Annotated in this window: 20 protein-coding genes; 10 read left to right on the plus strand and 10 right to left on the minus strand. The window is 61.1% G+C overall.

Annotation, left to right across the window (positions count from 1 at the left end):
• Positions 1 to 1,362: 1,362 nt before the first annotated feature.
• From PQQ86_RS01940 to PQQ86_RS01975, 8 genes are all read right to left on the minus strand, one after another.
• Complete coding sequence (locus PQQ86_RS01940; protein WP_408264494.1) at positions 1,363 to 1,860, minus strand: PAAR domain-containing protein; 498 nt, start codon at positions 1,858 to 1,860, stop codon at positions 1,363 to 1,365.
• 378 nt (positions 1,861 to 2,238) lie between these two features.
• The gene (locus PQQ86_RS01945; protein WP_408264496.1) at positions 2,239 to 3,048 is read right to left on the minus strand and encodes a c-type cytochrome; all 810 of its coding nucleotides are present in this window, start codon (positions 3,046 to 3,048) and stop codon (positions 2,239 to 2,241) included.
• Complete coding sequence (locus tag PQQ86_RS01950; protein WP_408264498.1) at positions 3,045 to 4,670, minus strand: b(o/a)3-type cytochrome-c oxidase subunit 1; 1,626 nt, start codon at positions 4,668 to 4,670, stop codon at positions 3,045 to 3,047. Before PQQ86_RS01950 ends, PQQ86_RS01945 begins: the two co-directional genes overlap by 4 nt.
• Positions 4,657 to 5,229 carry a cupredoxin domain-containing protein gene (locus tag PQQ86_RS01955; protein WP_408264500.1) on the minus strand — a complete coding sequence of 191 codons (573 nt, stop codon included), beginning with the start codon at positions 5,227 to 5,229 and terminating at the stop codon, positions 4,657 to 4,659. Before PQQ86_RS01955 ends, PQQ86_RS01950 begins: the two co-directional genes overlap by 14 nt.
• A 2-nt stretch (positions 5,230 to 5,231) precedes the next feature.
• On the minus strand, positions 5,232 to 5,408 hold the full coding sequence (locus PQQ86_RS01960; RefSeq protein ID WP_166618295.1) for a hypothetical protein: 177 nt from the start codon (positions 5,406 to 5,408) through the stop codon (positions 5,232 to 5,234).
• A gap of 30 nt (positions 5,409 to 5,438) precedes the next feature.
• Positions 5,439 to 6,821: a c-type cytochrome gene (locus tag PQQ86_RS01965; protein WP_408264501.1), complete on the minus strand. Its 1,383-nt coding sequence runs from the start codon at positions 6,819 to 6,821 to the stop codon at positions 5,439 to 5,441.
• A complete protein-coding gene (locus PQQ86_RS01970) occupies positions 6,818 to 7,534 on the minus strand; it encodes a c-type cytochrome (protein WP_408264503.1) in 717 nt (238 codons plus the stop codon). The genes PQQ86_RS01965 and PQQ86_RS01970 overlap by 4 nt, the downstream gene beginning before the upstream one ends.
• Positions 7,535 to 8,022: 488 nt before the next feature.
• Positions 8,023 to 8,910 carry a LysR family transcriptional regulator gene (locus PQQ86_RS01975; protein WP_408264504.1) on the minus strand — a complete coding sequence of 296 codons (888 nt, stop codon included), beginning with the start codon at positions 8,908 to 8,910 and terminating at the stop codon, positions 8,023 to 8,025.
• Between the two features lie 98 nt (positions 8,911 to 9,008).
• Between PQQ86_RS01975 and PQQ86_RS01980 the strand changes: the two genes are divergently transcribed.
• The 8 genes from PQQ86_RS01980 (at position 9,009) to PQQ86_RS02015 (ending at position 19,702) form a co-directional block, all read left to right on the plus strand.
• On the plus strand, positions 9,009 to 10,337 hold the full coding sequence (locus PQQ86_RS01980; RefSeq protein ID WP_408264506.1) for an MFS transporter: 1,329 nt from the start codon (positions 9,009 to 9,011) through the stop codon (positions 10,335 to 10,337).
• A 358-nt stretch (positions 10,338 to 10,695) separates the two neighbouring features.
• Positions 10,696 to 11,352 (plus strand): response regulator, encoded by a 657-nt coding sequence (locus PQQ86_RS01985; protein ID WP_408264508.1) that lies wholly within the window; start codon positions 10,696 to 10,698, stop codon positions 11,350 to 11,352.
• A 150-nt stretch (positions 11,353 to 11,502) separates the two neighbouring features.
• Positions 11,503 to 12,195, plus strand: a complete 693-nt coding sequence (locus PQQ86_RS01990) for a response regulator (RefSeq protein ID WP_408264510.1) — start codon at positions 11,503 to 11,505, stop codon at positions 12,193 to 12,195.
• A 111-nt stretch (positions 12,196 to 12,306) separates the two neighbouring features.
• The gene (locus PQQ86_RS01995; protein ID WP_408264512.1) at positions 12,307 to 12,951 is read left to right on the plus strand and encodes a response regulator; all 645 of its coding nucleotides are present in this window, start codon (positions 12,307 to 12,309) and stop codon (positions 12,949 to 12,951) included.
• Positions 12,952 to 13,197: 246 nt separating this feature from the next.
• Entirely contained in the window at positions 13,198 to 13,944 is a 747-nt protein-coding gene (gene aqpZ, locus PQQ86_RS02000) for an aquaporin Z (RefSeq protein ID WP_408264514.1), read from the plus strand.
• Positions 13,945 to 13,976: 32 nt separating this feature from the next.
• On the plus strand, positions 13,977 to 17,774 hold the full coding sequence (locus PQQ86_RS02005) for an ATP-binding protein (RefSeq protein WP_408264516.1): 3,798 nt from the start codon (positions 13,977 to 13,979) through the stop codon (positions 17,772 to 17,774).
• A 390-nt stretch (positions 17,775 to 18,164) separates the two neighbouring features.
• Complete coding sequence (locus PQQ86_RS02010) at positions 18,165 to 18,599, plus strand: CHRD domain-containing protein (protein ID WP_408264518.1); 435 nt, start codon at positions 18,165 to 18,167, stop codon at positions 18,597 to 18,599.
• 128 nt (positions 18,600 to 18,727) lie between these two features.
• Positions 18,728 to 19,702 (plus strand): alpha/beta hydrolase, encoded by a 975-nt coding sequence (locus PQQ86_RS02015; RefSeq protein ID WP_408264520.1) that lies wholly within the window; start codon positions 18,728 to 18,730, stop codon positions 19,700 to 19,702.
• On the opposite strand, the gene PQQ86_RS02020 is transcribed toward PQQ86_RS02015, so the two are convergent.
• Positions 19,672 to 20,514 carry an EcsC family protein gene (locus tag PQQ86_RS02020; RefSeq protein WP_408270017.1) on the minus strand — a complete coding sequence of 281 codons (843 nt, stop codon included), beginning with the start codon at positions 20,512 to 20,514 and terminating at the stop codon, positions 19,672 to 19,674. The two genes, PQQ86_RS02015 and PQQ86_RS02020, sit on opposite strands and share 31 nt — an antisense overlap.
• 140 nt (positions 20,515 to 20,654) lie before the next feature.
• On the opposite strand from PQQ86_RS02020, the gene PQQ86_RS02025 reads away from it, so the two are divergent.
• Together PQQ86_RS02025 and PQQ86_RS02030 are read left to right on the plus strand one after the other, a co-directional pair.
• Positions 20,655 to 22,250, plus strand: a complete 1,596-nt coding sequence (locus PQQ86_RS02025) for an MDR family MFS transporter (protein ID WP_408264522.1) — start codon at positions 20,655 to 20,657, stop codon at positions 22,248 to 22,250.
• Positions 22,251 to 22,281: 31 nt separating this feature from the next.
• Complete coding sequence (locus PQQ86_RS02030) at positions 22,282 to 22,791, plus strand: MarR family winged helix-turn-helix transcriptional regulator (RefSeq protein WP_408264524.1); 510 nt, start codon at positions 22,282 to 22,284, stop codon at positions 22,789 to 22,791.
• A 179-nt stretch (positions 22,792 to 22,970) separates the two neighbouring features.
• Here PQQ86_RS02030 and PQQ86_RS02035 read toward each other — a convergent pair whose 3' ends face one another.
• On the minus strand, positions 22,971 to 24,248 hold the full coding sequence (locus PQQ86_RS02035; RefSeq protein WP_408264526.1) for an amino acid deaminase: 1,278 nt from the start codon (positions 24,246 to 24,248) through the stop codon (positions 22,971 to 22,973).
• Between the last annotated feature and the right edge of the window lie 6 nt (positions 24,249 to 24,254).

A 24,254-nucleotide genomic window follows, 5' to 3' on the forward strand; every position in this document is an offset into this window, starting at 1 on the left:
AACTCCACCGCAATCAAAACTTGCGCGCCAGTGATGCGACGCAATTTGGCGACTTTAGCCGGTGGTCACGGCCATACGACGGCATAAAAACCCACGTAAAACAGGCTGGTTCCTGCGAGTAGTATCGACGTGGCAATGGCAGCGCGAGACATGGTGAGTCTTCTCGCTTGCGCAAATCCCACGGTACCCCAAGCGACAACCGGTCCGAAAAAAAAGAGGAAAGCCGCCGCATAGCCGAGCCACGAAACGCTGCACTGTTCAAAGTCCCAGCACCCATGCCAGCGGCTATGGACTAAGGGCCAGGAGTGCCAGCCTGCCAATCGACTAGCAAACAACATTGATTGCCAGGACACCAAAAACCCCACAACTAGGAAGGCCACAGACCATGCTGCACGATTCACTTGATTTCCCCAGAGAGGATGCGCTTTGACTTGCTCGCATCTGAGTAGCTCAGCTCCTCGAGCACGCTCGCTCCTTGGCGAAATGAAGCGACTCCGATTGGCATTCGTAGGTTCGTTACTAAAGGCAGTGGGATGTGACCTATAGGGGTAGAACTCTCGTGCCCGCAAGGGTGAGCGTCCAATGAACGGTATTGGCTGCCAGGCCCCACGAAAATAGCTGACGCGTGTTCGCGTTTCGCTTGCTTAACTGGTAGCCCAACATTCCAAACAACACGGCCGGTCCAGTCAGTATCAATGCGAGTCCGACCATCACGTGTGCGTCGGCGCTGCATACGTCTATTCCACCGCAAAAGCCCAGCTTTGGTTTGCAGAAGGTGGGGTGCATCTTGCACAATTTGGCGTCTACAGACGCCCATGCAAATATGCTTGCGATCCCGATCACGCTGAAACAAGCTGCTGTGAAAAGTCGCCACCTCATTTAATCTCCCAAAACAAAATTCTTTTTCGCGCCCCGAAGGGAGCGAAACCCAGCTTTGGCGGTGTCTGTTAGCCTTCTGGAAAACGTACCGTGCCCCCGCTATTTGCAAATAGGGCTTTACACAAAGTAATCCACTGCGTATAGCGCAAGAACCAACACCGTTGCACCGAAGCAACCGCAAGCCCATTTCCTCACAGACCACCTGCGCCATGCGACTGCGTTAATCGTTGCTAGAATGATTGCAGGGCCAAACAGGTACGAAATCAGAAACAACCAAGCCCACCAAGGGAAGGGGCATTCTCCGATTTCATGGCATCCGGTTGCTATCCGATCATGGTGGCGCGTCCAGTGGAAATGATCTAGCACGGATAGGCAGACCCATGTAAGGCCGAAGCCGTAGGCAAAGCCGCCTAAGCTCACCGCGCATCGTTTCACTTGATCTCCCAAAACAAAATCGACTTCGACCCGCCGAGGTCTGACCAGCTAATGTCTGGCAACATCGTCGCACCTTGCCGAATCAAGACGTCCCGACGCCACGCGACCATCTTCGGTTTCGATGAAGTATGGATAACCTTCGAACAGCCTGCCTTGCTTCGCTTCGATCTGTTCGTCGTAAGCGCTCATGGCAACAGACGAAACCTCGCCGTTCGCGGTCCTGCTCGAAGTCACCGTGCCCATGGACTCGGCCATGTCATCGTGTCGCGATGTGCTTTGCATGGCGGCCACCATGCGCGGCGGCTTGGGACACTTGCAGAGCAGAGCGTCACCCTCGAGCGCGATCTCAGCGCCACGATGTTTTCTTCGCCGCGGGCCTTCCGCTTTGGCGATGACGCCAACACCGCTGCACGCATTGCAAAACGCTGCGCCACCGATAAATGCGACGGGATGACCCATGATCAAACTCGGCACGCCGATCGTCATGGGCTCGATATAGCCGCCCGTTTCGGGTTGATCACCCACACAGAGAACAAGGCGCATCATGCGCGGTGCTCCCATCTTGCGAGCGCGTCATCACCCCAATAACGTTGATATCTCATCAGCGAGCAGGTTGTGGTGAACAGGAAGATTGTTTTGTCGGCAGTGGTACATGCCATGGATCAGTCTCCTACAGGGTTGAAAAACTTATCTGTAGAGCCTGACTTTTTTTGCCGGAAAGCGGTATTGGACGCATCTGAGAATGCGTCAGGGATATCCGAATGTGCGTAAGAGATTGGACAAAAAAATGGCCCGCTGAGTGCGGGCCTGGTAACAGGTATTCAGGTCATTATCGATGTCGCGACGCGCGTCGGCGAATCTTCCAACCAGGTCGACCTTGCGCGCCGCGTCGAGCGCCGCAAAGGCTAAACCAGACTCAAACGGTTACTGCATAGCCGCGTAATACTTAGCCACGCTATCAATCTCGGACGAAGTCATCTGCCGGGCCACATTCCGCATCTGCTCATTAATATCGTTATGTCGGGCACCGGAAGCAAACGCCCGCATTTGCGCAGCAAGATAAATAGACGACTGTCCTCCAAGCCAGGGCGCCGCCCCTTTACGATCCAACTGCCCATGACATGCCGCACAAGGCGCAATATTCCGCTGCGGATCACCCTGCATCGCAAGCTTCACCGCATTCGCATCCGGTTCAACGCCTGTAGGCACAACCTCGGCCGCCGGCGCGCGAGAAAGCGATGCATAGTAAGCCGCCAGATCATGCAAATCCTGATCGCTGCGAGCCGCGATAATCGGCTGCATCACCGCGTTCTGCCGCACACCGTTCTGATAGTCGCGCAACTCTTTGTAGATCACGTCGGCATACTGCCCGGCCAACGCGGGCGCCGTCACCTGCACCGTGCCCAGCACGCCGTGACACATCGAGCAATTCTGCGTCGCAATCGTCGCACCGCGGCCAATCGAATTCGCGTCGGCGCGCACCCGCCGTAACGGCGGCAAGACCACCACCTCGCTCGGCGCCGGGCCGGCAATATTGGCGCCACCGTACCAACTCGATGGCGCACCCGCGGCGCTGCAAATCGTCGCCCATAAACCACGATCGCTAAATGCGCTATTGGCGGAAGGCAACCAGATGAAGCCGATCAATATCGCCACCACGGCAATCGCAATCGTGCCGCCCAGGCTCACCGTGAACCACGGATTGCGCAAGCTGAAGACGCGTTCCTGACTCATCGCTGCGCTCCGACGACAACTGCCGGCACCGACGTCTGCGGCAATCTGAGCAACTGAACGATCGGCACACTGTAGTTGACGACCGTCAGCCCGATCATCAGCGCCACCCACAAGCCGAAACTATTGAGCGCGGCAGGCACGTGCTCCACCGGCTGCACCGCGCTCGCGAAACGGAAACTCTGTTGCTGTACCTCCGGCCCGAATTGCGACTTCGCGAGGATGTAGATGAAGAGCATACCGGACACTACCAGGATCAGTCCGCCCACCGCCGACATCCCCACCCAGAACGCCTGCGATTCCATCCCCGGCATGTTGTAGTCGTAATACGCCATGCGGCGCGGCGCGCCGAGCAAGCCGACGTAATGCCACGGCAGCGTCACCACCATCATGCCGATGAACCACAGCCACAGTTGCGTACGCACCAACTTCACCGACGCAATCGCGCGGCCGGTCAGTTGCGGCCACAGTTCGTACGCGATCGCGAAGTACATGATGACGATCGCCCCACCGAAAATCAGATGGAAGTGTCCGGTCACCCACTGCGTGTTGTGCACCGTCGAGTTCAACTGGTAGCTCATGTTGATCAGGCCACCCGCGCCGCCGAGCCCCAGCATCACGAACGAAAACGCGATCACCAGCATCATCGGGTTTTGCCACGGCAACGCGGTCAACCAGCCGAACGCGCCTTTGCCACCGCGCAACCTGCCGGCGATTTCCACCGATGCGCAGATGGTGAACACCGTCAGCAACGTCGGCACGGACACCATGCCAGTGAACACCGCATGCAGAAACTTGAAGCCCGAGCCGACCTGTGGATCGGCGAACAGGTGATGAATGCCGATCGGCATCGCGAACACGAGGAACAGAATGAACGACACGCGTGCCATCGAATCGCTATAGAGCCGTCCGCCGATCGCACGCGGCACCAGCGTGTAGTACGCGATGTAAGCCGGAATCAGCCAGAAGTAGACGATCGCATGCAGCGTCCACGAGAACAGGATGCGCGAGAGGCCGGCATCGATCGTGTTGGTGAGGCCGAAGGCAACAGGCAATATCTGGAACAGGATTTCGAGCGCCGCGCCGACTGCGGTCCACGCCCATAGGTACGCGCCCGCGACGTTGGCGAACATCGCGAGCGGTATGGGCTTGCCGGGATTCGCACGTTTCCAGATGCGTAGATTCACATGCATCAGCGCGACCCAGATCCACGAACCGACCACTACCAGCACCACACCGAGGTAATAGAACGGACTGCCGATCATCGGCGGATAGAAGGTGTAGAGCACCGACGCCTTGCCTAGCGCGACAGGCACCATCGCCATCACCGCGCCGACCGCCAGCATGATGAACGCGGCCCACGCCCACTTGAGACCGACGAGCCGCTGCGCAAGTGCGAGTTCGACGATCGCGTAACCAAAGCCCATCGAAACCAGCGTGGGCAGCACGTAAGCCATCACCGAGCCATGCGCGGTCACCGATCGGTAGTAGAGTTCGGGGTCGCCGACCCACGGCACCAGCGGGCTACGTACCAGCATCTGCCACGCGCCGAGCAGCAGCGCGATCAGAAACGCGATGAAGGCCAGCCAGAAATGCGCGAGAACGAGTCGCTTAGCGTGAAACACAGCTGAGCCTCCGTGATTGTCGGGCTTGCTCGAAGAACGTGGCTTTGTCGATGACTTTGACGTGCGCCCACATGGTTTGATGGCCGAAGCCGCAGAACTCGTGACACGGCATGGTGTGATCAGCGGGCTTGTCGAAGCGGGTGTTCAGCGTGGCGACATAGCCGGGCACGACCATCGTGTTGATGTTGGTGTCGGTCACGAGCAACCCGTGCACGACGTCGGCGCTGGTGGTGCGGATTGTGATCGGCGTGTCGGCGGGCACCAGCAGACATTGCGGCGTGAACGAATACTGCTGCGCGACAAAACGCACAACGACCGAGCCATCCGGCTCGACGGCGCTGCCGAGGTTGTCTTCGACGAATTCGCCGGACAGTTGCAGGCGCGAAGGATCGATCGTCTCGACCCGCGACGGCGGCATCATCGCCCAATGCAGCCCCGAGAACACGATGACGGCGAGCATCAGTACGATCAGCGCCGTGGCGAAAATCGCCCAACGGCGCTCGGCGCGCAAGGCGACTTCGTGACCGCTGCTCGGTTGGTGATTGGAATCTATCGACATAGTCAGTGGATGACGCCGCGCGGCAGAAAGACAAGAAAGTAGAAGCCGAACCAGATCGCGATGACGATCAGCGTGGCGACGCCGGCCACGGCGATCGCGCCATGCGGGCCGGCCGCGACGACGCGTTCCACTTCTTCATCCGTAGGTGGGGCCGCGCTGCGGGTATCGTTCGCTTCCATCTGGAGACTCTCCGGTGCAGTGGTTCAGGTTCAGTGCAGCGGCGCTTTGCGCAATTCGTTGACTTCGCGGGACGTCACCGGCTGGCCGTGGTTGCCCCACGCAGTGCGGATATATGTGACGACGGCGGCGGCATCGGTGTCGTTCAATTCCTGACCGAAGGGCGGCATGCCGTACGGCTCGGGATTGCGCGCGGTGCCGGGCGGGAAACCGCCATTGAGCACGATGCGGATCGGGTTGACCGCGGAGTCCATTTCGATCGACTGGTTGCGTGCGAGCGGCGGGTAGTGCTGCAACTGGCCCTCGCCGTTCGCGCCGTGGCATAGCGCGCACTTGTCGGCGTAGATCTTTTCGCCGAGCGCGAACACATTGGTGTTGGTCGGTGCGGACGGCCCCGATTTGCGGCCGCTCTTGTCCGGTAATGTCTTGAGATAGACCGCCATTGCCTTGACGTCTTCTTCCGTCATGTACTGAAGGCTGTGATAGGTGACTTCGGCCATCGGCCCGTACACGGCGCCGCGGTCGGAAATGCCGGCCTGCAGCAGGTCGACGATGTCCTTGATGCTCCAGTCGCCGAGACCGCCGTCTTTATCGGATGTGAGCGAGGGCGCGTACCAGTTCTGCACCGGAATCAGACCGCCTGCGAACTGCTCGCTTTGCGACGAGCCGCCGAGCATGTTGATCTTGGTGTGACACATCGTGCAGTGCCCGAGCCCATCGACGAGATACGCGCCGCGATTCCATTCGACCGATTTGGTCGGGTCCGGCTGGAACTCGCCTTCACGGAAATACAACGTGCGCCAGCCGTACAGCAGCTTGCGCTGGTTGAACGGAAAGCGCAGCGTGTGCTTGTGATTCGGCTCGCGTACCGGCGCCACGGATTTCAGGTACGCGAAGATCGCGTTCGAGTCTTCACGTGTGACCTTGGTGTACTGGGCGATCGGCATCGCGGGGTAGAGCAGGGTGCCGTCCGGCGTGCGGCCGGTGCGCATCATCTTGAAGAACGCTTCCTCGCTCCATGTGCCAATGCCGTACTGCGCGTCCGGTGTGATGTTCGGCGAATACAGCGTGCCGAACGGCGTATCCATAGCGAGGCCGCCGGCGAAAAGCTTGCCGCGCGGCGCTGTATGGCAGGCGACGCAGTCGCCGGCACGCGCCAGATACTCGCCACGTTTGACGATGTCGGGGCGGGTGTCGGCTTTGTCGCCAGCGGCCGCTGCAGTCGTTGCCGTCGTGGCAGCAGGCACGGCTTCAGCCGCGCTCGCCTCAGCGATCAGCAATGCACGCGGTGCGCTGAAAAGCGCGGTGCCGCCAACGACGATCAAGGCGGCAACCAGCAAGCTGGAGACAGCGGTGCGACGGCGCTTCGTCATGGCATGCGCAACAGGGCGGATCGAGCGGAAGTTCGGCTTCATTGCGGTTGGCTCCCGCATGCAAGCGGCAGCCGCTCAGCGGACGCCGGCGCGGGCCGTGGATCGGCAGGGCGCGGCTGGCGGGCGAGCCAGCTCGATACCGCGGTGATGTCCTTGTCGGTCAGCTTGACGGCAATTGAATGCATGCAGTCCGGCGCAAGCGCGTGACGTGTGCCTGAGCGCCAGGTACCCATCTGCCCGGCGATGTAGCTCGCATGCAGGCCGAGCAGGCCCGGGATGCCAGGTTGCGTCCCCGTCATGCGTGCTCCATGACACGCGATGCACGCTGGGATCTTGCGCGCTGGGTCGCCTTGGGTGACGAGCCGTTGTCCGGCTGCGAGCACGGCCGGTGCGACGTCGGTGTGATCGGCATTCGGGTAGGGCGGTTGCAGGTCCGCGAAGTACTGGCTGATCTTGCGCAGATAGTCGTCGGGCAGAAAGGCGAGCAGATAACCCATCGGCGGATAGGTGCGGCCGCCGTCACGAAACGCGGTCAACTGATTGAACAGATAGTCGGCCGGTTTGCCGGCGATGCGAGGGAAGTAATCGTTGTTCAGGCCTTGGCCTTGCACCCCATGACACGAGGTGCAGGCGCGCACGCGCTCGTCCATGGCCGAGGGCATCGCGGCTGACGCGTCGGTGGCTGCGAACGCCGCGCCACGCAACATGACGTAAAGCACCACCAGAATCGAAAATCCGATAGATCTACGATGCACGCCAAGCCTCGCCGGGGAACGGTTATTTTCGCTATTTATTTCTCATGCATTCGCTCGTGAATTCACTCATCGGATTCGATGAACGATGCATGACAAGCCTGCCAATTCTTTTTCATCACGACTGCATGAACAGCACATCGAAACGGACTTATTAAGGAGGCACAGTATTGAAGCGATGCGGCAATGCAACTTCTTTATGAAGCAATGATCTGCCTGAGTGCGCCAATGGGTGGCGGCTTTCGGGCTGCAGTAATAACGCTTGATGCGTCTCGCAGACGTGTAGCAGGTTGCAGGAATTTATCCGATGCGTCAATAAAATTTGCTAGACCAATCGGTGATGTATTTGATCAGCATAGGCGTCGATTAGAGCGCCTTCAATATTTATTCTGTGTCTGGTTCGAGTGCGGACTGCATCGTCGAATGCGATTGATGCACTGCGTTTCTGTCGTGCTCCCTGAGTCGCAACGAGTGCATCGACTTGGAGCGCGTCAACTGAAGAGATGCATCAACGCCGTGCGTGCATTACTGACGCGTTCGCTTTCGCCGATTCGCCCCGGCAACAGATGAAACTCGACAGCGGGCAGTGCGGGCAACCCGACACTCGGCGGACAGGCCACCAGGCCCCCGCCGATCGACGATTCGTTCAGGCAGGAAATGCCCAGCCCGGCCTTCAGCGCCAGTTGCAACCCAGCCACCCCGGAGGCCGAATGCGACACCAGATACGGCACCTTGTGCTCATCGAGGAGTTTCACGACGAAGCGCTGCAACTGGCAACTCGACGGTAGCAATACCAATGAATAAGGCGTGGCAGGCCGCGGACTGGCATCGGCCGCGCAGACCCATAGCAGTTTCTCGCGCCGCACCACGGTGCTTTGCGCGCTGCCGCGCCGGTTGGTGGGGCGTGCGCTCCCGGTGACGAGCCGCAACGAGAGGCCGATGTCGTATGACGCATCGTCGCCGGCGCTGCTGTCGATCACAGCGCTCGGCTGCACGGTGACGTGAAGTTTCAGGCGCGGGTGCTGTTCCGAGAACGTCTTGAGAATGCGTGCGATGTCGAGCGGACGGTAGTAGTCCGTGATGGCTATGCGCAGTTCCCCGTCGAGCGAGCGGCCTTGCAGGTCCTCGAACGCCGCCTCGCTCATGGCGATGATGCGGCGCGCGTGATCGAGCAGGCGGCTGCCGGCCGGCGTGGCGGTCACACCCTGCTTGCCGCGAACGAAGAGTGGCTGGCCGGCGCGTTCCTCGAGTTTCTTCAACTGCTCGCTCACCGACGACTGCGACAGGAACACGCGCTCCGCGCCCGCCGAAACGCTGCCTGATTCTGATACGGCGACGAAGGTGCGCAGCTGTGTCAGGTCAAATCCGCGTTGGCTCATAATTCGGCATATCCGATGGAAGTCATCTGAATTTCCGGCTTTTCCGATGGTTTGCCCAGCCGTAGGATACCTCCAATTCATTCATTGCAGAGGCCGTCATGGGAAACGATTCGATTGCCGCCGTGCGGGTACCGGGCGAGCGTACGGCGAGCCATCGGTGGAAGGTGCTGGGAGTCGGCTTTGCGGCGAACGCGAGTTTTTCGGCCGCTTTCTCAGGGATTCCTACCACGGCCGTGTTTTTGCGTTCGGGCTATCACCTCGGCAACGACGGGCTTGGCCTGGTGCTCGGCATGCTCGGCTTGGGCATCGCGGTCAGCGAGTTGCCATGGGGCCTCTTGACCGACCGTTGGGGTGACCGCCGCGTGCTGTTGCTCGGACTTCTTTCGACTGCCGCGGCGCTAGCCGGGCTGGCATTGTTCGTGGTGCCGTCCGGCGGGCATGTGCCGGGCGTGGCGACGCTCGCGCTGGGCTTGTTGCTCGTCGGCCTGCTCGGCGGCAGCGTCAACGGGTCGAGTGGCCGTGCGGTGATGGCCTGGTTTCGCGAAGGTGAGCGCGGCCTCGCGATGAGCATTCGCCAGACCGCGGTGCCGGCCGGCGGAGGCCTGGGTGCGCTGATCCTGCCGGCGCTCGCCTCGAGATTTGGCTTTGCCAGCGCGTATACCGTGCTGGCCCTTGCGTGTGCGATTACCGCCATGTTCGCATGGTGGTGGCTGCACGAGCCTTCGCATGTCGAAGGCAATGGTGCGGGTACGGCTCGCAACGCTGCGGTTACGGGAGCAGGTATAGGTGCTGCGCCGGCGAAGGTTTCGCCGCTACGCGACGTCGGCATCTGGCGTGTGGCGCTCGGCGCCGGTACGTTGTGTGTGCCGCAGATTGCCATCGTGACATTCGGGACCGTCTTTCTTCACGACTTCGGCCGTGCCGGTGTGCTGGCGATCAGTTTGACGATGGCGGCCGTGCAAACGGGCGCTGCGATTGCGCGGGTCTGGAGCGGTGCGTGGACCGATCGGCGCGGCAATCGACGCGCTTACATGCGCGCCTGCAGTGTGCTGACCGCGGTGCTGTTCGCATCGCTCGCCCTGGTGACGGGTCTGGCCGGCCTGCACCACACGGCGATGACGGCGGTGGTCGCGCTGATGATCGTGCTGGGCGGCATAAGCGCATCCGCATGGCACGGCGTTGCCTTCACGGAACTCGCGACCCTCGCGGGGACGAGCCGTGCAGGCACCGCACTCGCGATCGGCAATACCTGCGTCTTTCTCACGCTGTTCCTGACACCGCTCGCGATTCCACTGCTGTTGTCGGTGGGTTCGTGGCCGATGGTGTGGGCGGTAGCCAGCGTGTGCGCCTTGATCGCGCTACCGGTATTTCCGCGCACTGCTCGCGTTAGCAAACTGACGGCGGCACGCGCTTGTGATGCCACATGATGGGGTAAGGGCGGCTGGTGGCGTCATGCTGCTGGTCAAATTCGCTATTTTCCACGCGACGAGAGCGGCGGCGCCCGCTCTCGTCGCTGCATTGCTTTTCAGAAGGAAAAAACAGCAAGAGAAAAACTCTCGCATATTCGATTTGCATAATTGCGTATTCCCGCGTTGATAGTTTTGCTATGGACTATCAAATAGTTGGTGGGTTTCAGAGCGCTCCGATTTTCTCCGGTTTGTAGCGGTGGTTTTATGGCCGCCCTTGGTATGGCATACAACGCCACCTGGCCTTTAGAGCACGCATGCAGCGAGCGGTGTCTCCCTACTCGTTCGCTGAATGCGCCTACAAAAATGGAAACAAATCATGGCGAACCTTCGAGTCATTCTTGCGGACGATCATCCTTTCGTTCTACTTGGCGTTCGGGCCGCGCTGGAAATGCACGCCGGTGTCGCGATTGTTGGCGAAGCGACTACCCCCGCTTCACTGATCACCCTGCTGCAGAGTACGCCATGCGACGTGCTCGTCACCGACCTGACGATGCCGGAGGCATCCGGCACGGTCGAAGATGGTCTGGATCTTGTCAGGCGAATCCGATCCACGTGGCCATGCTTGCGAATCGTCGTGATGACGGCTCTGACGAATGCGGCGATTCTGCGCGCCATCGTGTCAGATGGTGTAGTCGGCGTGCTCAGCAAAATGGAAACAATGGACGAGCTTTGGCAAGCGATCGAGGTGGGTAGGAAGGGTGAGGTGTACGTGGGCCACTCCATTATCCAGGCGCTTGCCCAGCCTGTAGACGACGCGTGCGACCCGCCACCAGTATTGCGATTGTCCGCGAGGCAGGCAGAAGTTATAAGAATGTTTGTACGTGGCCGATCGATCTCCGAGATCGCCGCGGCGCTCGGATGTCATCGTCGCACCATTAGTCGTCAGAAACGCGAAGCAATGGCTAAACTCGGCGTCGCCAACGATCCCGGCCTTTTTGCTTATATCCGCGCGCATGGGGTTTGTGGAAGTTAGATCGTATATCTAATCAATTTTCAGAGTAGGACAATTACTCATTTAAGAGCGATCTTATGTCTATCGACCGAAATATGATTAATGATCGCGGCACGGCCGGTTGCTCCGGAGAGAGCGACAGGAAATCTGGGTGCGGGGGAGAAAAAGACGATGAACGATAACGTTGAATTGAGTACACCTGTGCGTACCATCATCGCGGACGATCATCCACTGGTTCTGTTGGCGATCGAGAATCTGATGGCGGGCTATCCGAATATGCAAATCGTCGGCCGCGCTGCCGACGCCACGGAACTGTTCAGGGAGGTCGATCGTATTCCATGCGACCTCGTTTTCATGGACCTCTACATGCCAGGCGGCCTCTACGGCGACGGACTGGAGGCCGTCAGACAGTTCAAGGCGCGCTACCCCCAAGTCGCACTCGTAGTACTCACCATGGAAACTGAAGCGGCCGCGCTGAGAAAGGTCATCGCGCTCGGCGTCGATGGGCTGATGAGCAAACGTGACCGGATCGATCTGATTCACGTGGCAGCCATAACGGCGCTGGCTCGCGAGTGCTATCTCGGACCGGTGGTGCGATCGCTGATTGCAGATGCAACGGTCGTGCAGCGGCTCGATTTTGTCCGGAAAATGTTGTCGCGCCGAGAACTGGAGGTGTTCACGCAGTACGCTTCCGGGCTTGGCGTAACCGAGATCGCCTCGCGCTTCGGGCGCAGTGTCAAGACTATCAGCGCTCAGAAATGTACCGCAATGCGCAAGCTCGATCTGCACAGCGACGCGGAACTATTCCGCTTCGCCGTCGAGCACGGCGTGATCTCCGAAGATTGCCTGCAAAACCGGCGCTAAGCCGACGAGACGTCATGCCGGTTCGGTGGCATGGCGAATAGAAGATGTACTTCGCACATCCCGGGGATGCACGTCGCGTGCAGGGAGTGCCAGTCGATAAGACAACAAAAAATGACACAAAAGATCCGCGTCATCGTGGCCGACGATCACGATTGCGTTCGTGTTGGCGTGATGCGTCTGCTTCAAGCAGCGCCCCACATCGAGATAGTCGGCGAGGCGCCTGATACCCAAACGCTGGCCGAATTGCTCGATACCCACGCGTGCGACGTCGTCGTATCGGATATCGGCATGCCAGGCATTCACGGCGCCAACAATGCCGTCTCGTTTCTTCGCCGTCTGTTGCGGGGGCGGCCGCGCCCCTGCGTCGTCGTGCTGACCATGATCTGCCATGTGCACATGCTGTCAGGATTGTTACACCTCGGCGTAGCCGGAATCGTCGACAAGCGCGATACCGCCGCGGCGTTGATCGAAGCAATCGAGGCGGCGGTTAGCGGCCGTGTTTATCTATCGGACCAGGCGCGCATTGCGATAGACGCATGCGATGCGCCGCCGCAACCGCGCGCGGGCGTGCTGAGCGCGCGCGAATGGGAGGTCTTCCAGCTTTATGTGCAAGGTCTGGCGGTCCACGAGATTGCGGTGCGATTGCAGCGCAGCGGCAAGACCATCAGCACTCAGAAGCGAAGCGCGATGCGCAAGCTCGGTCTCGAGACAGAAAACGACCTCATCGATTATGCGAGGCAGATAGGGTTGACCTGACACCCGCGTCAGAGAACTGACCCTCGACCCCTGCGATGATTCTTAGAACTTTAGGAGTCTTCTGATTGGTTGGGTTAAGTTGCCGCTTCATAGTTACGAATTAGCTGAGGCTCGACTTCCAACGCCCGCCTGACGAAAGCAGTCATTTCGCCATGCTGAGCAACGCCGAGCCTGGAAAATTCAGGCAGATGTCGAGCGGCTGAAATGGAGCGCCGTCTGCCATTTGCACAAATACTGGGAGGCGGCATGGTAGGGCTAGGCAAGCGGCTATGGGTCGAAGGGGTCGGGACAGCCTGGGTGGTGTTCATCGGCTGCGGCAGCATTGTATTGAACACCGGCGCGGTCCAGCAAGGTTACGGCGTGCTCGAGGTATCACTCGCGTTCGGTCTCGCGCTCGCCACGGCGAGCTACGCATTCGGCGCCATCTCAGGCGCGCACTTCAATCCGGCTGTCACGATCGGTTTTACGGTCGCGCACCGTTTCCCGGTTCGGGATCTGCTGCCCTACATTGCCGCCCAGATTCTCGGCGCCATCGCAGCCGCTGCGCTGCTCGCTTACGTGGCGAGCGGCCGCCCTGGCTTCGAACTGGCCGCGAGCGAATTCGCAGCGAACGGTTTCGGCGAACATTCTCCGGCCGACTATCAACTTCATTCTGCGCTGGTCGTCGAGCTTGCACTGTCGTTCGCTTTCGTCATGGCGAGCTTGATGGTGGCCAGTCGACGAAGGTTGCGGCCGATCGCACCGTTGGTCGCCGGCGCGTGTCTGATGATCGTGTACATGGTGTCGATTCCGGTTACCAACGGTTCGATCAATCCCGCTCGCTCAACCGGTCAGGCGTTGTTCGTCGGCGACTGGGCACTCGACCAACTCTGGCTGTTCTGGGCCGCGCCGCTGCTGGGCGGCGTCGTCGCCGGTGCGCTGTTTTGCCTTCTCCGGGGCAAGTCCAGCCGGCATGCGGCGTCGCTCGCTCACGGGCAGGGCGAAGTCGCGTGACCACCTCCTCGTCTAATCTCATGGTGCCCGCTATGACACGCCAACGCGGTGTCGCGGTGCGGCGGGTGGTCCGACGTGTATTGCAGTGCCTGCTTGTGGTGTTCGCCTTTGTCGTTGCGCAGATGCAATCGGCGGCAGCCCAGCCTTTTGCCGGTCCATCGCTTCCGCCGGTCGCAGGGGCATTTCCTGGCAAATTGACTGTCGGTGTGCTGGCTAACGGCTGGTTGCCTTTCGACGGACTTCAGGACGGTCAGCTAACCGGCTTGAGCGCCGACTATCTGCGCGCGCTGGTCGGGCCGAACGTCGTGATCGAGCCGAAAGTGTTTCCTGACATGCCGCAACTACTGGCCGCGGCATGCGCAGGCAACGTCGATCTGGTCATGAGTATCGCTCGTACACTCGAACGGGAGCGCTGCTTCAGCTTTACCGCGCCGTACTTTCGGGCATTCGCTTCAGTCGTGGTCCGCCGCGACAGCGATGCATACGGAAGTGTCGCTCAGCTTGCCGGCGCGCGCCTCGCGGTAGAGAAAGGGTTTGCACTGGAACGTTCGCTGCGCGAGCGCTTTCCACGTGCCCAGCTCGGGACCTTCGCAAGTACGCACGCGGCGCTCCTGGCGGTCGCGCAAGGCGATGCCGATGCCTATCTCGGTTTTGGTCCTTCTGTTCAGTACGCGCTGGCTACCGAAGAATTCCGCGGACTGCAAGTCGCTTTCGAGGAACGCAGCAGACTCGCTGAATTGCGCTTTGCTGTACCGCGTAACCGGGTGGCGTTGCGTGACCAGCTCGACCGCGCGATCGCGTCAATGAAACCGGCTGACGATGCGGCGATCCGTATGCACTGGCTATCCAGCAGCTTCGACGCGCAAGCTGAGTCCGCTGCGCGGCGCCTCGCGTTGACAGCCGAGAATCAGCGCATCCGGCAGAAGTGGTTGACCGGCAGTACAGCGGAGTCGGGAACATGGAGCGTTACCGCCGTGCGTCTTTTGCCGTTGCTGATCGGGATCGGTCTCGTGTTGCTGGTTACGCTACGCGCGTATCTACTGCTGCAACGCGAAGTCAGGCTGCGTAAGCAGACCGAACGCGAACTGGCGCTGCAGCTGAACTTTCAGGAAACCATGATGGAGATGGTTCCTTATCCGCTCGTCGCCAAAGATCTGGATGGACGCTACATCGCGATCAACCGTGCGTATGAAGAAGCGTGTGGTTTGCGCCGCGAAGCGGTGATCGGACGTACGGCCGTGGACGTCGAGGCATGGGGTGAAGCCAATAGCCACGTTCTGGACGACCTCACACGCAAGATGCTGAGAGACGGCGAGCCTGCGCAGGCGGAACTCGAGTTTGAACGCGGCACAGGCGACCTGCGGCACGGCCTGTTCTGGACCCGGATTTGTCACAGCAGCAACGGCAAGCCCAGTTGTGTACTCGGAACGATGGTCGACATCACCGATATCCGGCGTGCTGAAATGCTCGCGCGCGAAACCGAGCGGCGCCTTTTCGACGTCACGCGCTCATTGCCGGCCGTCGTGTTTCAGCTGCGCCGCACCGTGGACGGCGCGTATTCGTTTCCGTATATCGGCGGCGACACGCGACATCTGCTGGGTGACGGCTCTGCCTCGTCGATGAACCGCGAAGAGATTGATTTCAGACGCGTGTGCGAAGAAGACAGGCCTTTCGTGCTGGCCGAGCTGGAGCGATCGGCGCGCTGCGAGTCGCCGGTGAATATGGAGTTTCGCTTCGAAGTCGAGCGTGAGATCAAGTGGGCGCGCGCGGAGCTGGTGCCGCGCCGTGAGAACGATGGCAGTGTGGTGTGGAGCGGCTATTGGGTGGACGCGAGCGTCGAGCACGCGCGGTCCGAGGAACTCGCGCGAGCGCGCGACGTGGCCGAAGCCGCCTCGCGCGCAAAAGATGACTTCGTCGCGATGATGAGTCACGAAATCCGCACGCCGATGAACGGTGTGCTCGGCCTCGTCGAAGTGCTGGAGCGCACGCCGCTCGATGCGGACCAAGGGGAAATGCTGAGCATGATCCACGAGTCGGCGGGTGCGCTGCTGCAGATTCTGGACGACTTGCTCGACTATTCGAAGATTGAAGCGGGGCGGCTGACTATCGAAGCCGAACCTATCGACATGCGCGAACTGGTCGACAACGCCGTTGGTTTGCTCGCGGGCCGCGCCCACGAAAAGGGGCTGAAGGTACGCGTGGATATCGCGCCCGAAGTCGCGGCTACGCTCCGTGGGGATAGCGTGCGATTGCGGCAGATTCTGTTCAATCTCCTCGGCAACGCCATCAAGTTCACGCCGGAGGGTGAAGTCGACGTGCAGGTTGCGGTCGTTGATCAGTCCGCTGACGCCCAGACGCTCGAGATGACTGTTGAGGACACCGGCATCGGCATTGCACCGGAGGTGCAGGCGCAACTGTTCGAGCCGTTCGTGCAGGCGGAGACGTCTACCACCCGCCGCTTCGGCGGTACCGGTCTTGGCCTGACGATCTGCCGCAAGCTGATCGATCTGATGAACGGCACCCTCGAATTGCGCAGCGAACCTGGGGTCGGTACGCGCATGACTGTGCGGCTCACCATGCCGGTGGCATCGCAGCACTACTCGGTGAGCGGCTTGCGCGGCAAGCGCGGCGTTGTGGCGACGGACGACGCGCGGGTCGCACAGGCGCTGATTCATTTCGGCCAGGCCCTCGGACTCGAGTTGAGCCGCGTGTCGCCGCATGCAACCGAACTGTGCGAGTCAGCCGGCCTGGACGGCGTGGATATGATTTTTGTGAGTGAAGATGTGGTGCTGCCCGAAAGCGCGAGGCCCGGATCGCGGATCATCTGCCTGACCGAGAAGCCGAAACCGACTGGTTACCGCATCCTCGACAACAACGTGCGCGTCAGTATCAACCCAATCTCGTGGCGCGGTCTCGGTGCGGCGTGCGCTGCGGTGATGACGGGGCTGCCTTCCGTGGCGCCGCGTTCCACCGGCATGCCGCGTATGGCTGACGGCGCCGCCGTCCCGCCGGACCGCGAACGGGCAATTGCCAGCGGACGGCTCATCCTGGTTGCGGAAGACCATCCCGTCAATCAGGAGTTGATCCGCCATCAACTGGCTTTGCTCGGTTTTGCCTGCGACGTGACGAACGACGGCGTCGAGGCACTGGCCGCGCTCGAGCAAACCAGCTATGGATGTCTGATCACGGACTGCCACATGCCGAACCTGTCTGGCTACGAATTGGCGCGGCGCATCCGGGAGCGGGAACGGGATGGCATGCATCATTTGCCGATTCTCGGGATTACCGCGAACACCGCGCCGGAAGACCTGAAGCTGTGTCGTGACGCCGGCATGGACGACTGCCTCGTCAAGCCGACGCGGCTTGCTACGCTACGCGAGTACCTGAGCCGTTGGTTCGGCACTGACAGCGCATGGCAAGCGGCTCCCGCTGAAACGGTCAACGCACCGCCGGTTTCCGGGCCGGATGCGCATTGCGGCGCCGAGCCATTTGTCCCGGTTGACCTGAGTCACATGACGCAGTTGTGGGGGAGCGAATCGACCGTCAAGGCATTGCTCGATTCATTCGTATCATCGGTGCGCGAAGACGTGCGGGCATTGTCGCCGCTACTCGAGCGCATCGAGATCGAGCGGCTGCGCGAGTGGCATCATCGCGTGGCAGGGGCGGCGAGCGTATTGCAGTACCCGCCGCTGCTCAATGCGTTGGAATACTACCGCCGGGATATCACCGTCAAGACGCCAGAACGCTTGCGCAGCGATGGGCTGGCATTGGTGCGCAAGTGCAATGCGATGTTAGATGGAATCGAGGAGCAGGCTGCACTACTTGCATGACGCGGCTTCGCAGTGCAGTGCACTGCACCGAGGCGGCCTGTAGCGCCTCGCTTGGGCGATCGCATTGGTGCGTGCGCGCTCGTGACTAAATCCATGCAGCGAATCGAAAGGACGAAAAAAAACGCGGCCGAAGCCGCGTTAAAGATTTGGAGACATCCCTCGATGAAGGAGTCACTTCTCGCAGTCGGAAGCATAATCGGGATGACGCAAAAGATTCAGTACGAATTGCGCAATTAACTGTTTGTAAATATCGAAGAAGGCGTCGCGCAGATCGCCGCGATGTCATTTGACCCCGACGCAAACAGCTGCAACGGATTTGCACTAGTATGTGGTGGCTCTGCGCGTGACCGAAATGTCGGTGCGGCGGTGCATCAAAGTCCGGAGAAGACCATGATTGCGCTTCGAAAACTGAATCTTGCTGTGGTGGTGTGGGCGTTGGCGTCGGGCGTCGCCTTTGCGGATACGGTGGCGTTGAAGGCTGACCTCGAACCGTCGAGCGAAGTGCCGCCGCGCGTAAGTCACGGGCACGGCATGTTGAACGCCACATTCGATACGTCGACCAAATCCCTGCAATGGACCGTCATCTATGAAGGGCTGAGTGGTCCGGCAACCGCCGCACACTTCCACGGTCCTGCGCCGGTCGGGCAGAACGCCAAGGTCCAGGTGCCGATCGGGAAGGACGCGCTCGCGAGCCCGATCAAAGGATCGGCGGCGCTCACCGAACAGCAGGTGACGGACCTGATGGCGGGGCAGTGGTACTTCAACGTCCATACCGAGCAGAATCCGACGGGCGAGATTCGCGGGCAGGTTTTGCCGGCGAACTAGGCACGAGGGCAACGAGAAAAGCCTTGCCCGGTGGCGCGGGCGCTTTTTCGGGATTAGAAGCCACCGTCCACCGGCGCGGCGGCGAACGCACGTACCATGATGGGACACTATCGAAGGAGCGTGTCCTGATGAGCTGGCAAAGTGCACTCGCGTGCTGGTATCTGCGTAAGCAGTTTCGACCGCAAACTCTCAAGCCGAGTATCAATGTCGAGAAGGCGCGTGCGCTGACAGCCAAGCGCGCCTGGTCGCCGCGCGTGCCGGGCGGCTGGCGTCTGCGCGAGTCGTACCGGCAGGACGATTGGCCGTTACAGGGCGAGTGGATCGAGCGCGCTGACGGCACATCCCCTCTCGGGAATGGCCCGATCGTGCTGTATTGTCATGGCGGTGGCTACTACTTCTGTTCGCCGCGTACGCATCGCTCGCTCGTATTCGGCCTCGCCACGCGTGCGAACGCACCGATCTTTTCCCTCGACTATCATCTCGCGCCCGAGCACCGCTTTCCAGCCGCGCTCGACGATGCAACCGCCGCCTACCGTCAACTGGTCGCGGACGGCACGCCGCCCGAGTCGATTGTGATCGCGGGGGATTCAGCAGGCGGTGGCCTTGCGCTTGCTACGGTAGTCGCCTTGCGCGACGCCGGCGATCCGCTACCGGCAGGCTGCCTGCTGTTCTCACCGTGGACCGATCTGGCCGCTGCCGGCGCCACCATTCGCACCAACGACGGTCTTGATCCGATGTTCAGCGGTCCCGCGATCACGCGGGCCGCACAGGTTTATCTCGGCGACACGCCAGCCACGCATCCCCACGCTTCGCCGGTCTATGCCGACCTGCACGGCTTGCCGCCGCTCTTCATCTTGGCGGGCAGCACCGAGGTATTGCTCGACGACTCGCAACGCGTTGCCGACAAGGCGCGCGCGGCGGGCGTCGACTGCGAACTCGAAGTGTGGAAGAAGATGCCGCACGTCTGGCCCTTGTTCACGCCGTTCATCCCGGAAGGCGGTCGCGCGCTCGACCGCGCCGCGGCCTTCGTGCGGCGCGTGACGAGTGCAACGAATGGGCGCGGCACGGCCGCTCAGCCATCCAGGGCGACGTCGATCGCCTGATAGGCGGCTTCGACAGTTTCCTGGCCGTATTGCCGCTCCAGTCGCCGCACGGTGAAGTGGCCGTGCGCTACCTGCTGGAAGTGGTCGATGAATACCGTATTGACCATCGCGCCAAGCACCGCGCCGATCGCCGGAATTGACTTGGCGGCGATCTGCTCACTCACCTGCACCGAAAAGCGCGCAGCAATCGTGTTGAGCAGGCGTAGCAAGGCCGCCGAGCCGTGCGCGGTGAAGCCTTTCGTCGCGATTTCGGATGAAGCCTTCGATACCGCCTGCGCCAGCGCGCCGCGCATGATGAAGTAGCCGAAGTCGGCGTCGTCGTCCGCTTTCGAGGTGCCGCCCATGCCGAGCACCGTCAGGCATTGCAGCTGCGTGTCGATCGACGACAGATCCTCGCCCTCGCTGCGCGCGATGTCGCAGATCGAGCGAAACATCAACGTGGTCGTGACTGGCAACTCGACGGGCAGCGCGAACAGACCGAATGCGCCGCCGGCCGCGCCGGTGGTTGCCACAGCGAACTTGTGCAGCAGGTTGCTCGGCTTGTCGGGCACCACCAGGGGCGTGGCGCCAGCCTGCCGTCCCAGCGTGCGCAGCGCGATCGACAGGCACTTGCGCAACGCCAGTTCCGTTGCATCCGTGACCTTTTCGTTGGCAAAAGCCGGCATGCGCGCGAGCAGCTTCTCGAGCGGCGAGCCGACGATGCTCGCCAGTTTCATCGCCAGCGCCGGGCTCTCCAGTTCGTGTTTCGCGCGTCGCAGCGCGCTCAGGTCGTCGTCCGATAAGGATTGTGCTGCGAGCGAACTCGGCTCCATGTGCCTCCCTAGCGTCATGTATTGTCCATTCTTCAGTCGATTGCCGATGCGTTGAGCCGCCCCGGCGGGTTCCAGCTTAGAGCATCACCTCATGGTATGATTCCCAATCGCTTGACGAGTCAACTGTTGCTCTATCAAAAATGGCTGTCCATACCGCGGCCCACCACTCGAGTGGGCAAGTTTTACCTTTCCGTGAGTCGCTACTGGCGATGCTCGGCGTTTCCTTCGTTTCGATGCTGGTCGCACTGGACCAGACCGTGGTCGGCACCGCGTTGCCCACGATCGTCGCGGAACTGAAGGGTTTCGAGCTCTACGCGTGGGTCGGCACGTTGTATTTGCTGACCTCGGTGATTACTGTGCCGATCTTCGGCCGCCTCGGCGATTACTACGGGCGCAAGCCATTTGTGATCGCCTCGATCGTCGTGTTTACGGCGGCATCGGTGCTCTGCGGCGCTGCCAACAACATGCTGTTCCTCGTGCTCGCGCGCGGCTTGCAGGGCATCGGCGGCGGCATGCTGGTCGGCACAGCCTTCGCGTGCATTCCTGATCTCTTTCCCGATTCGGTCGTGCGACTGCGCTGGCAGGTACTGATGAGTTCGGCGTTCGGGATTGCGAATGCGGTGGGGCCGTCGCTCGGCGGTTTTCTCACGCAGTATTACGGCTGGCGCTCAGTGTTTTATGTGAATTTGCCGGTCGGCTTGCTGTCACTATTTTTCGTCTGGCGCTTTCTGCCGCATCTGCGGCACATCGAGCACGAAGGCAAGATGCGGCTCGATTGGCCGGGTGCGTTGTTGATCGCAGTGGCGCTCGGTTCGCTGCAATTGTTCGTCGAGTTGTTGCCGAAGCACGGCGTCACCTTGAGCGCCTTCGCGCTGCTTGCACTGAGCGTCGCCTCGGCATATGGCTTGTGGCAGTGGGAAAAGCGCTGCCCGACGGCGATTCTGCCAGTGGACATGTTTCGCAATCGCAGTCTGGCCGCGCTCTTCACACTCGCCGTGCTGGGCGGCTTCACGATGTTCTCGTTGCTGTTCTATGCACCGTTGCTATTTCAGGGTGGCTTCGGGATGTCGCCGAAAGAGGCGGGGCTGGTCATTACGCCACTCGTCGTATTCATCACGATCGGCAGTATCGCCAATGGACGCATCGTCTCGCGTGTGCGCAATCCGAATCTGATGCTGTACGTCGGCTTTGCGCTGGTGGCGCTGGCGTGCCTCGGCGTGGTCGTCGCGACGCGTTCTATGCCGCAATGGATGCTGATGTCGTTCATGGTGCTCGGCGGCCTCGGTCTCGGCTTCGTGATGCCAAATCTGACTATTTTCGCTCAGCAGACTGCGGGCCGCGAACACCTCGGTATCGCTACCGCGCTGCTGCAGTCGCTACGGATGATCGGCGGGATGATAGGCACGGCGCTGACCGGCACGCTGATCAGCCATATGTACGCGAGCGGCGTGCGCAGCGCGCTGGAAAACGATCACGCGTCGCAGTGGTTCGCCGATCTCGGCGACCCGCAAATCCTGATCAATCGCGATGCGCAAACCACCTTGCTCGGCCAGCTGACGCATGCGGGCCACAACGGCGCGATGCTGCTCGAGAGCGCGCGCGAGTCGCTCGTTTCAGCCATTCATCTGGGTCTCGCGCTCGCGGCGATCATCGCCGTGGTGTCCGTGTGGCAAAGCCGGCGTGTGCCGCCAGTTAAGCTCCAGCGCAAGCTCGAGCCGGTGATTCACGCGGATTGATTTTTTAGTCTTACCGTTTTACTGACAGATCATGGAAGAACAGGACCGCGTCGCCGTCATGCAGCAATTCGGCCGCACTTATCGGGCGTTCATGTCGGCGTTCGAGGCTCACGTGGGCCATCCGTTGCCGCGCTGGCGCATTCTGCTCGCGCTGCACGAACAGGCCGGCGAATCGTCTCAGAAGCGGCTGGTCGAGCGCTTGCGCGTCGATCCGGGCGCGCTGACCCGGCAGCTGAAAACGCTGGAGGGTTTAGGCTGGATTGCTCGCAGCATGGATACGCGCGACAACCGCGTGACCAATGTGCGTTTGACCGAAGTGGGACGGTCGGCGACCGAAGCCAGCCTGCCGCGTCGCAACGCTTTTTTGCACGACACGATGGCAGCGTTGCCGGACGAAGCGCTGAGCGCGTTGTCGGGGGCGTTGAAGATGCTTGAAGTGCGGATCGGCGAAGTGGCTGCTACGAGTGGCGCTGCAGCGGCATCGGCATCCGCTTCCCAGGTGTCCGACACGGCGGAGGCGGATCCGGCTCGTCAGGCTTAAGCCCGACTCAAAGCCGCGGCGACCGCCGGAGCACCCGGTGCGGATACCATCCAGACTGCGGCTTGCCGGAGACGCGCCCGCCGCCCGAAATCCAGCGAGGATCGAACCTGCCGATTAAGCGGGAGGGCTGCAACAAACGGCGCGCCACCTTGCGGTGAAACGCGCCGGTTCTATCGCGATCAGAAGAACGTTTCGATCACTTCCGTGACGCGATACGACGGATCGACCACCAGCACCTGACGCCACTTGTCGAACGTCAGGCACGGATGCGAGATGTCGAACGCGATCATGTCACCTACCTTCAGATCGGCGCCCGCGGGAATCCGCAGATACGCGTGCTGATCCATCAGGCCGAAAATCTCCCAACCTTCGCTCGCTGCGATATCGCGCGGCGCTTCGGTGCCCGGACGATAGTGGCGCGACGGCTCTGGCATGCCTGCGTCGAAAGCGGAATCGCGTTTGCCGAGGCCGATGATCGCGCGATCCGGTTCCGGAATCGACTGCACATATGCCCACAGTTGCAGCGCCGGCAGCAAGCCTTCGCCCATTTTCTTTGCGACCGGATTCCGCGCGAAGATGTCCGTCTGCGCCTTGCGGTACACGCCGACGTCATGTGTCAGATAGCAGCCGGGCCGTAGCACGACTTCGACCTTGCCTGTCTCCGAGGCCTTCACGAATTCTTCCGCGACCACGTCGTACCAGGCCGAGCCGGCGCCTGACAGAACGGCTGGCGTGCGGGCGAATCGTCCTTCCTCGACGAGCGCGCGCGTCACAGCGACTGCGCTCTGCAGGAATTCGCGCACTTCGTGTTCTTCTTTCAGCACGCCTTCATACAACTCGACGCCTGCCAGCTTCAACACATCCGGATAGCGCGCGATCGCCTCGAGCACCGCGTTGCGCTGCGCTTCGTCGCGCACGCCGGTGCGGCCGCCCGGCACGCCAAGCTCGAGCAATACTTGCAGCGGCTTGCGTACCGATGTGAAAAATTGACCCAGTTGCTCGACGCCTTCGACCGAATCGACGAGGCAGAAGAACTCGAAATCCGGGTCGCTCAGCAACTCGGCGATCATCATCATGTTGCGGCGGCCAACCAGCTGGTTGGCCATCAGGATCCGCGAAACACCGCCGTGATACGCCGCGCGCACCTGATGCGCGGTGGCGAGGGTGATGCCCCATGCGCCGGTTTCGAGCTGACGGCGAAACAGCTGCGGCGCCATGGTGGTTTTGCCGTGCGGCGCGAGCTTGACACCGTATTCCGCGACGAACGCCTGCATCCACTTCAGGTTGTGTTCCACACGATCCGCGTACAGCACGGCGGCGGGCAGGCTCACGTCTTCGTTCAGCAGGTTCCACTCGAGGCGCGCGGCATCCGTAAGTTGGATGCTGGTGCCCGGAACCATGCCCAAGCCCTTGCTATAAGGATCAATCGTTGCGCCCTGATAGTTTGTAACTTTCATGTCTCC

The sequence above is a fragment of the Paraburkholderia sediminicola genome (assembly GCF_046026675.1).
In the GTDB taxonomy this organism is placed as follows: domain Bacteria; phylum Pseudomonadota; class Gammaproteobacteria; order Burkholderiales; family Burkholderiaceae; genus Paraburkholderia; species Paraburkholderia sediminicola_F.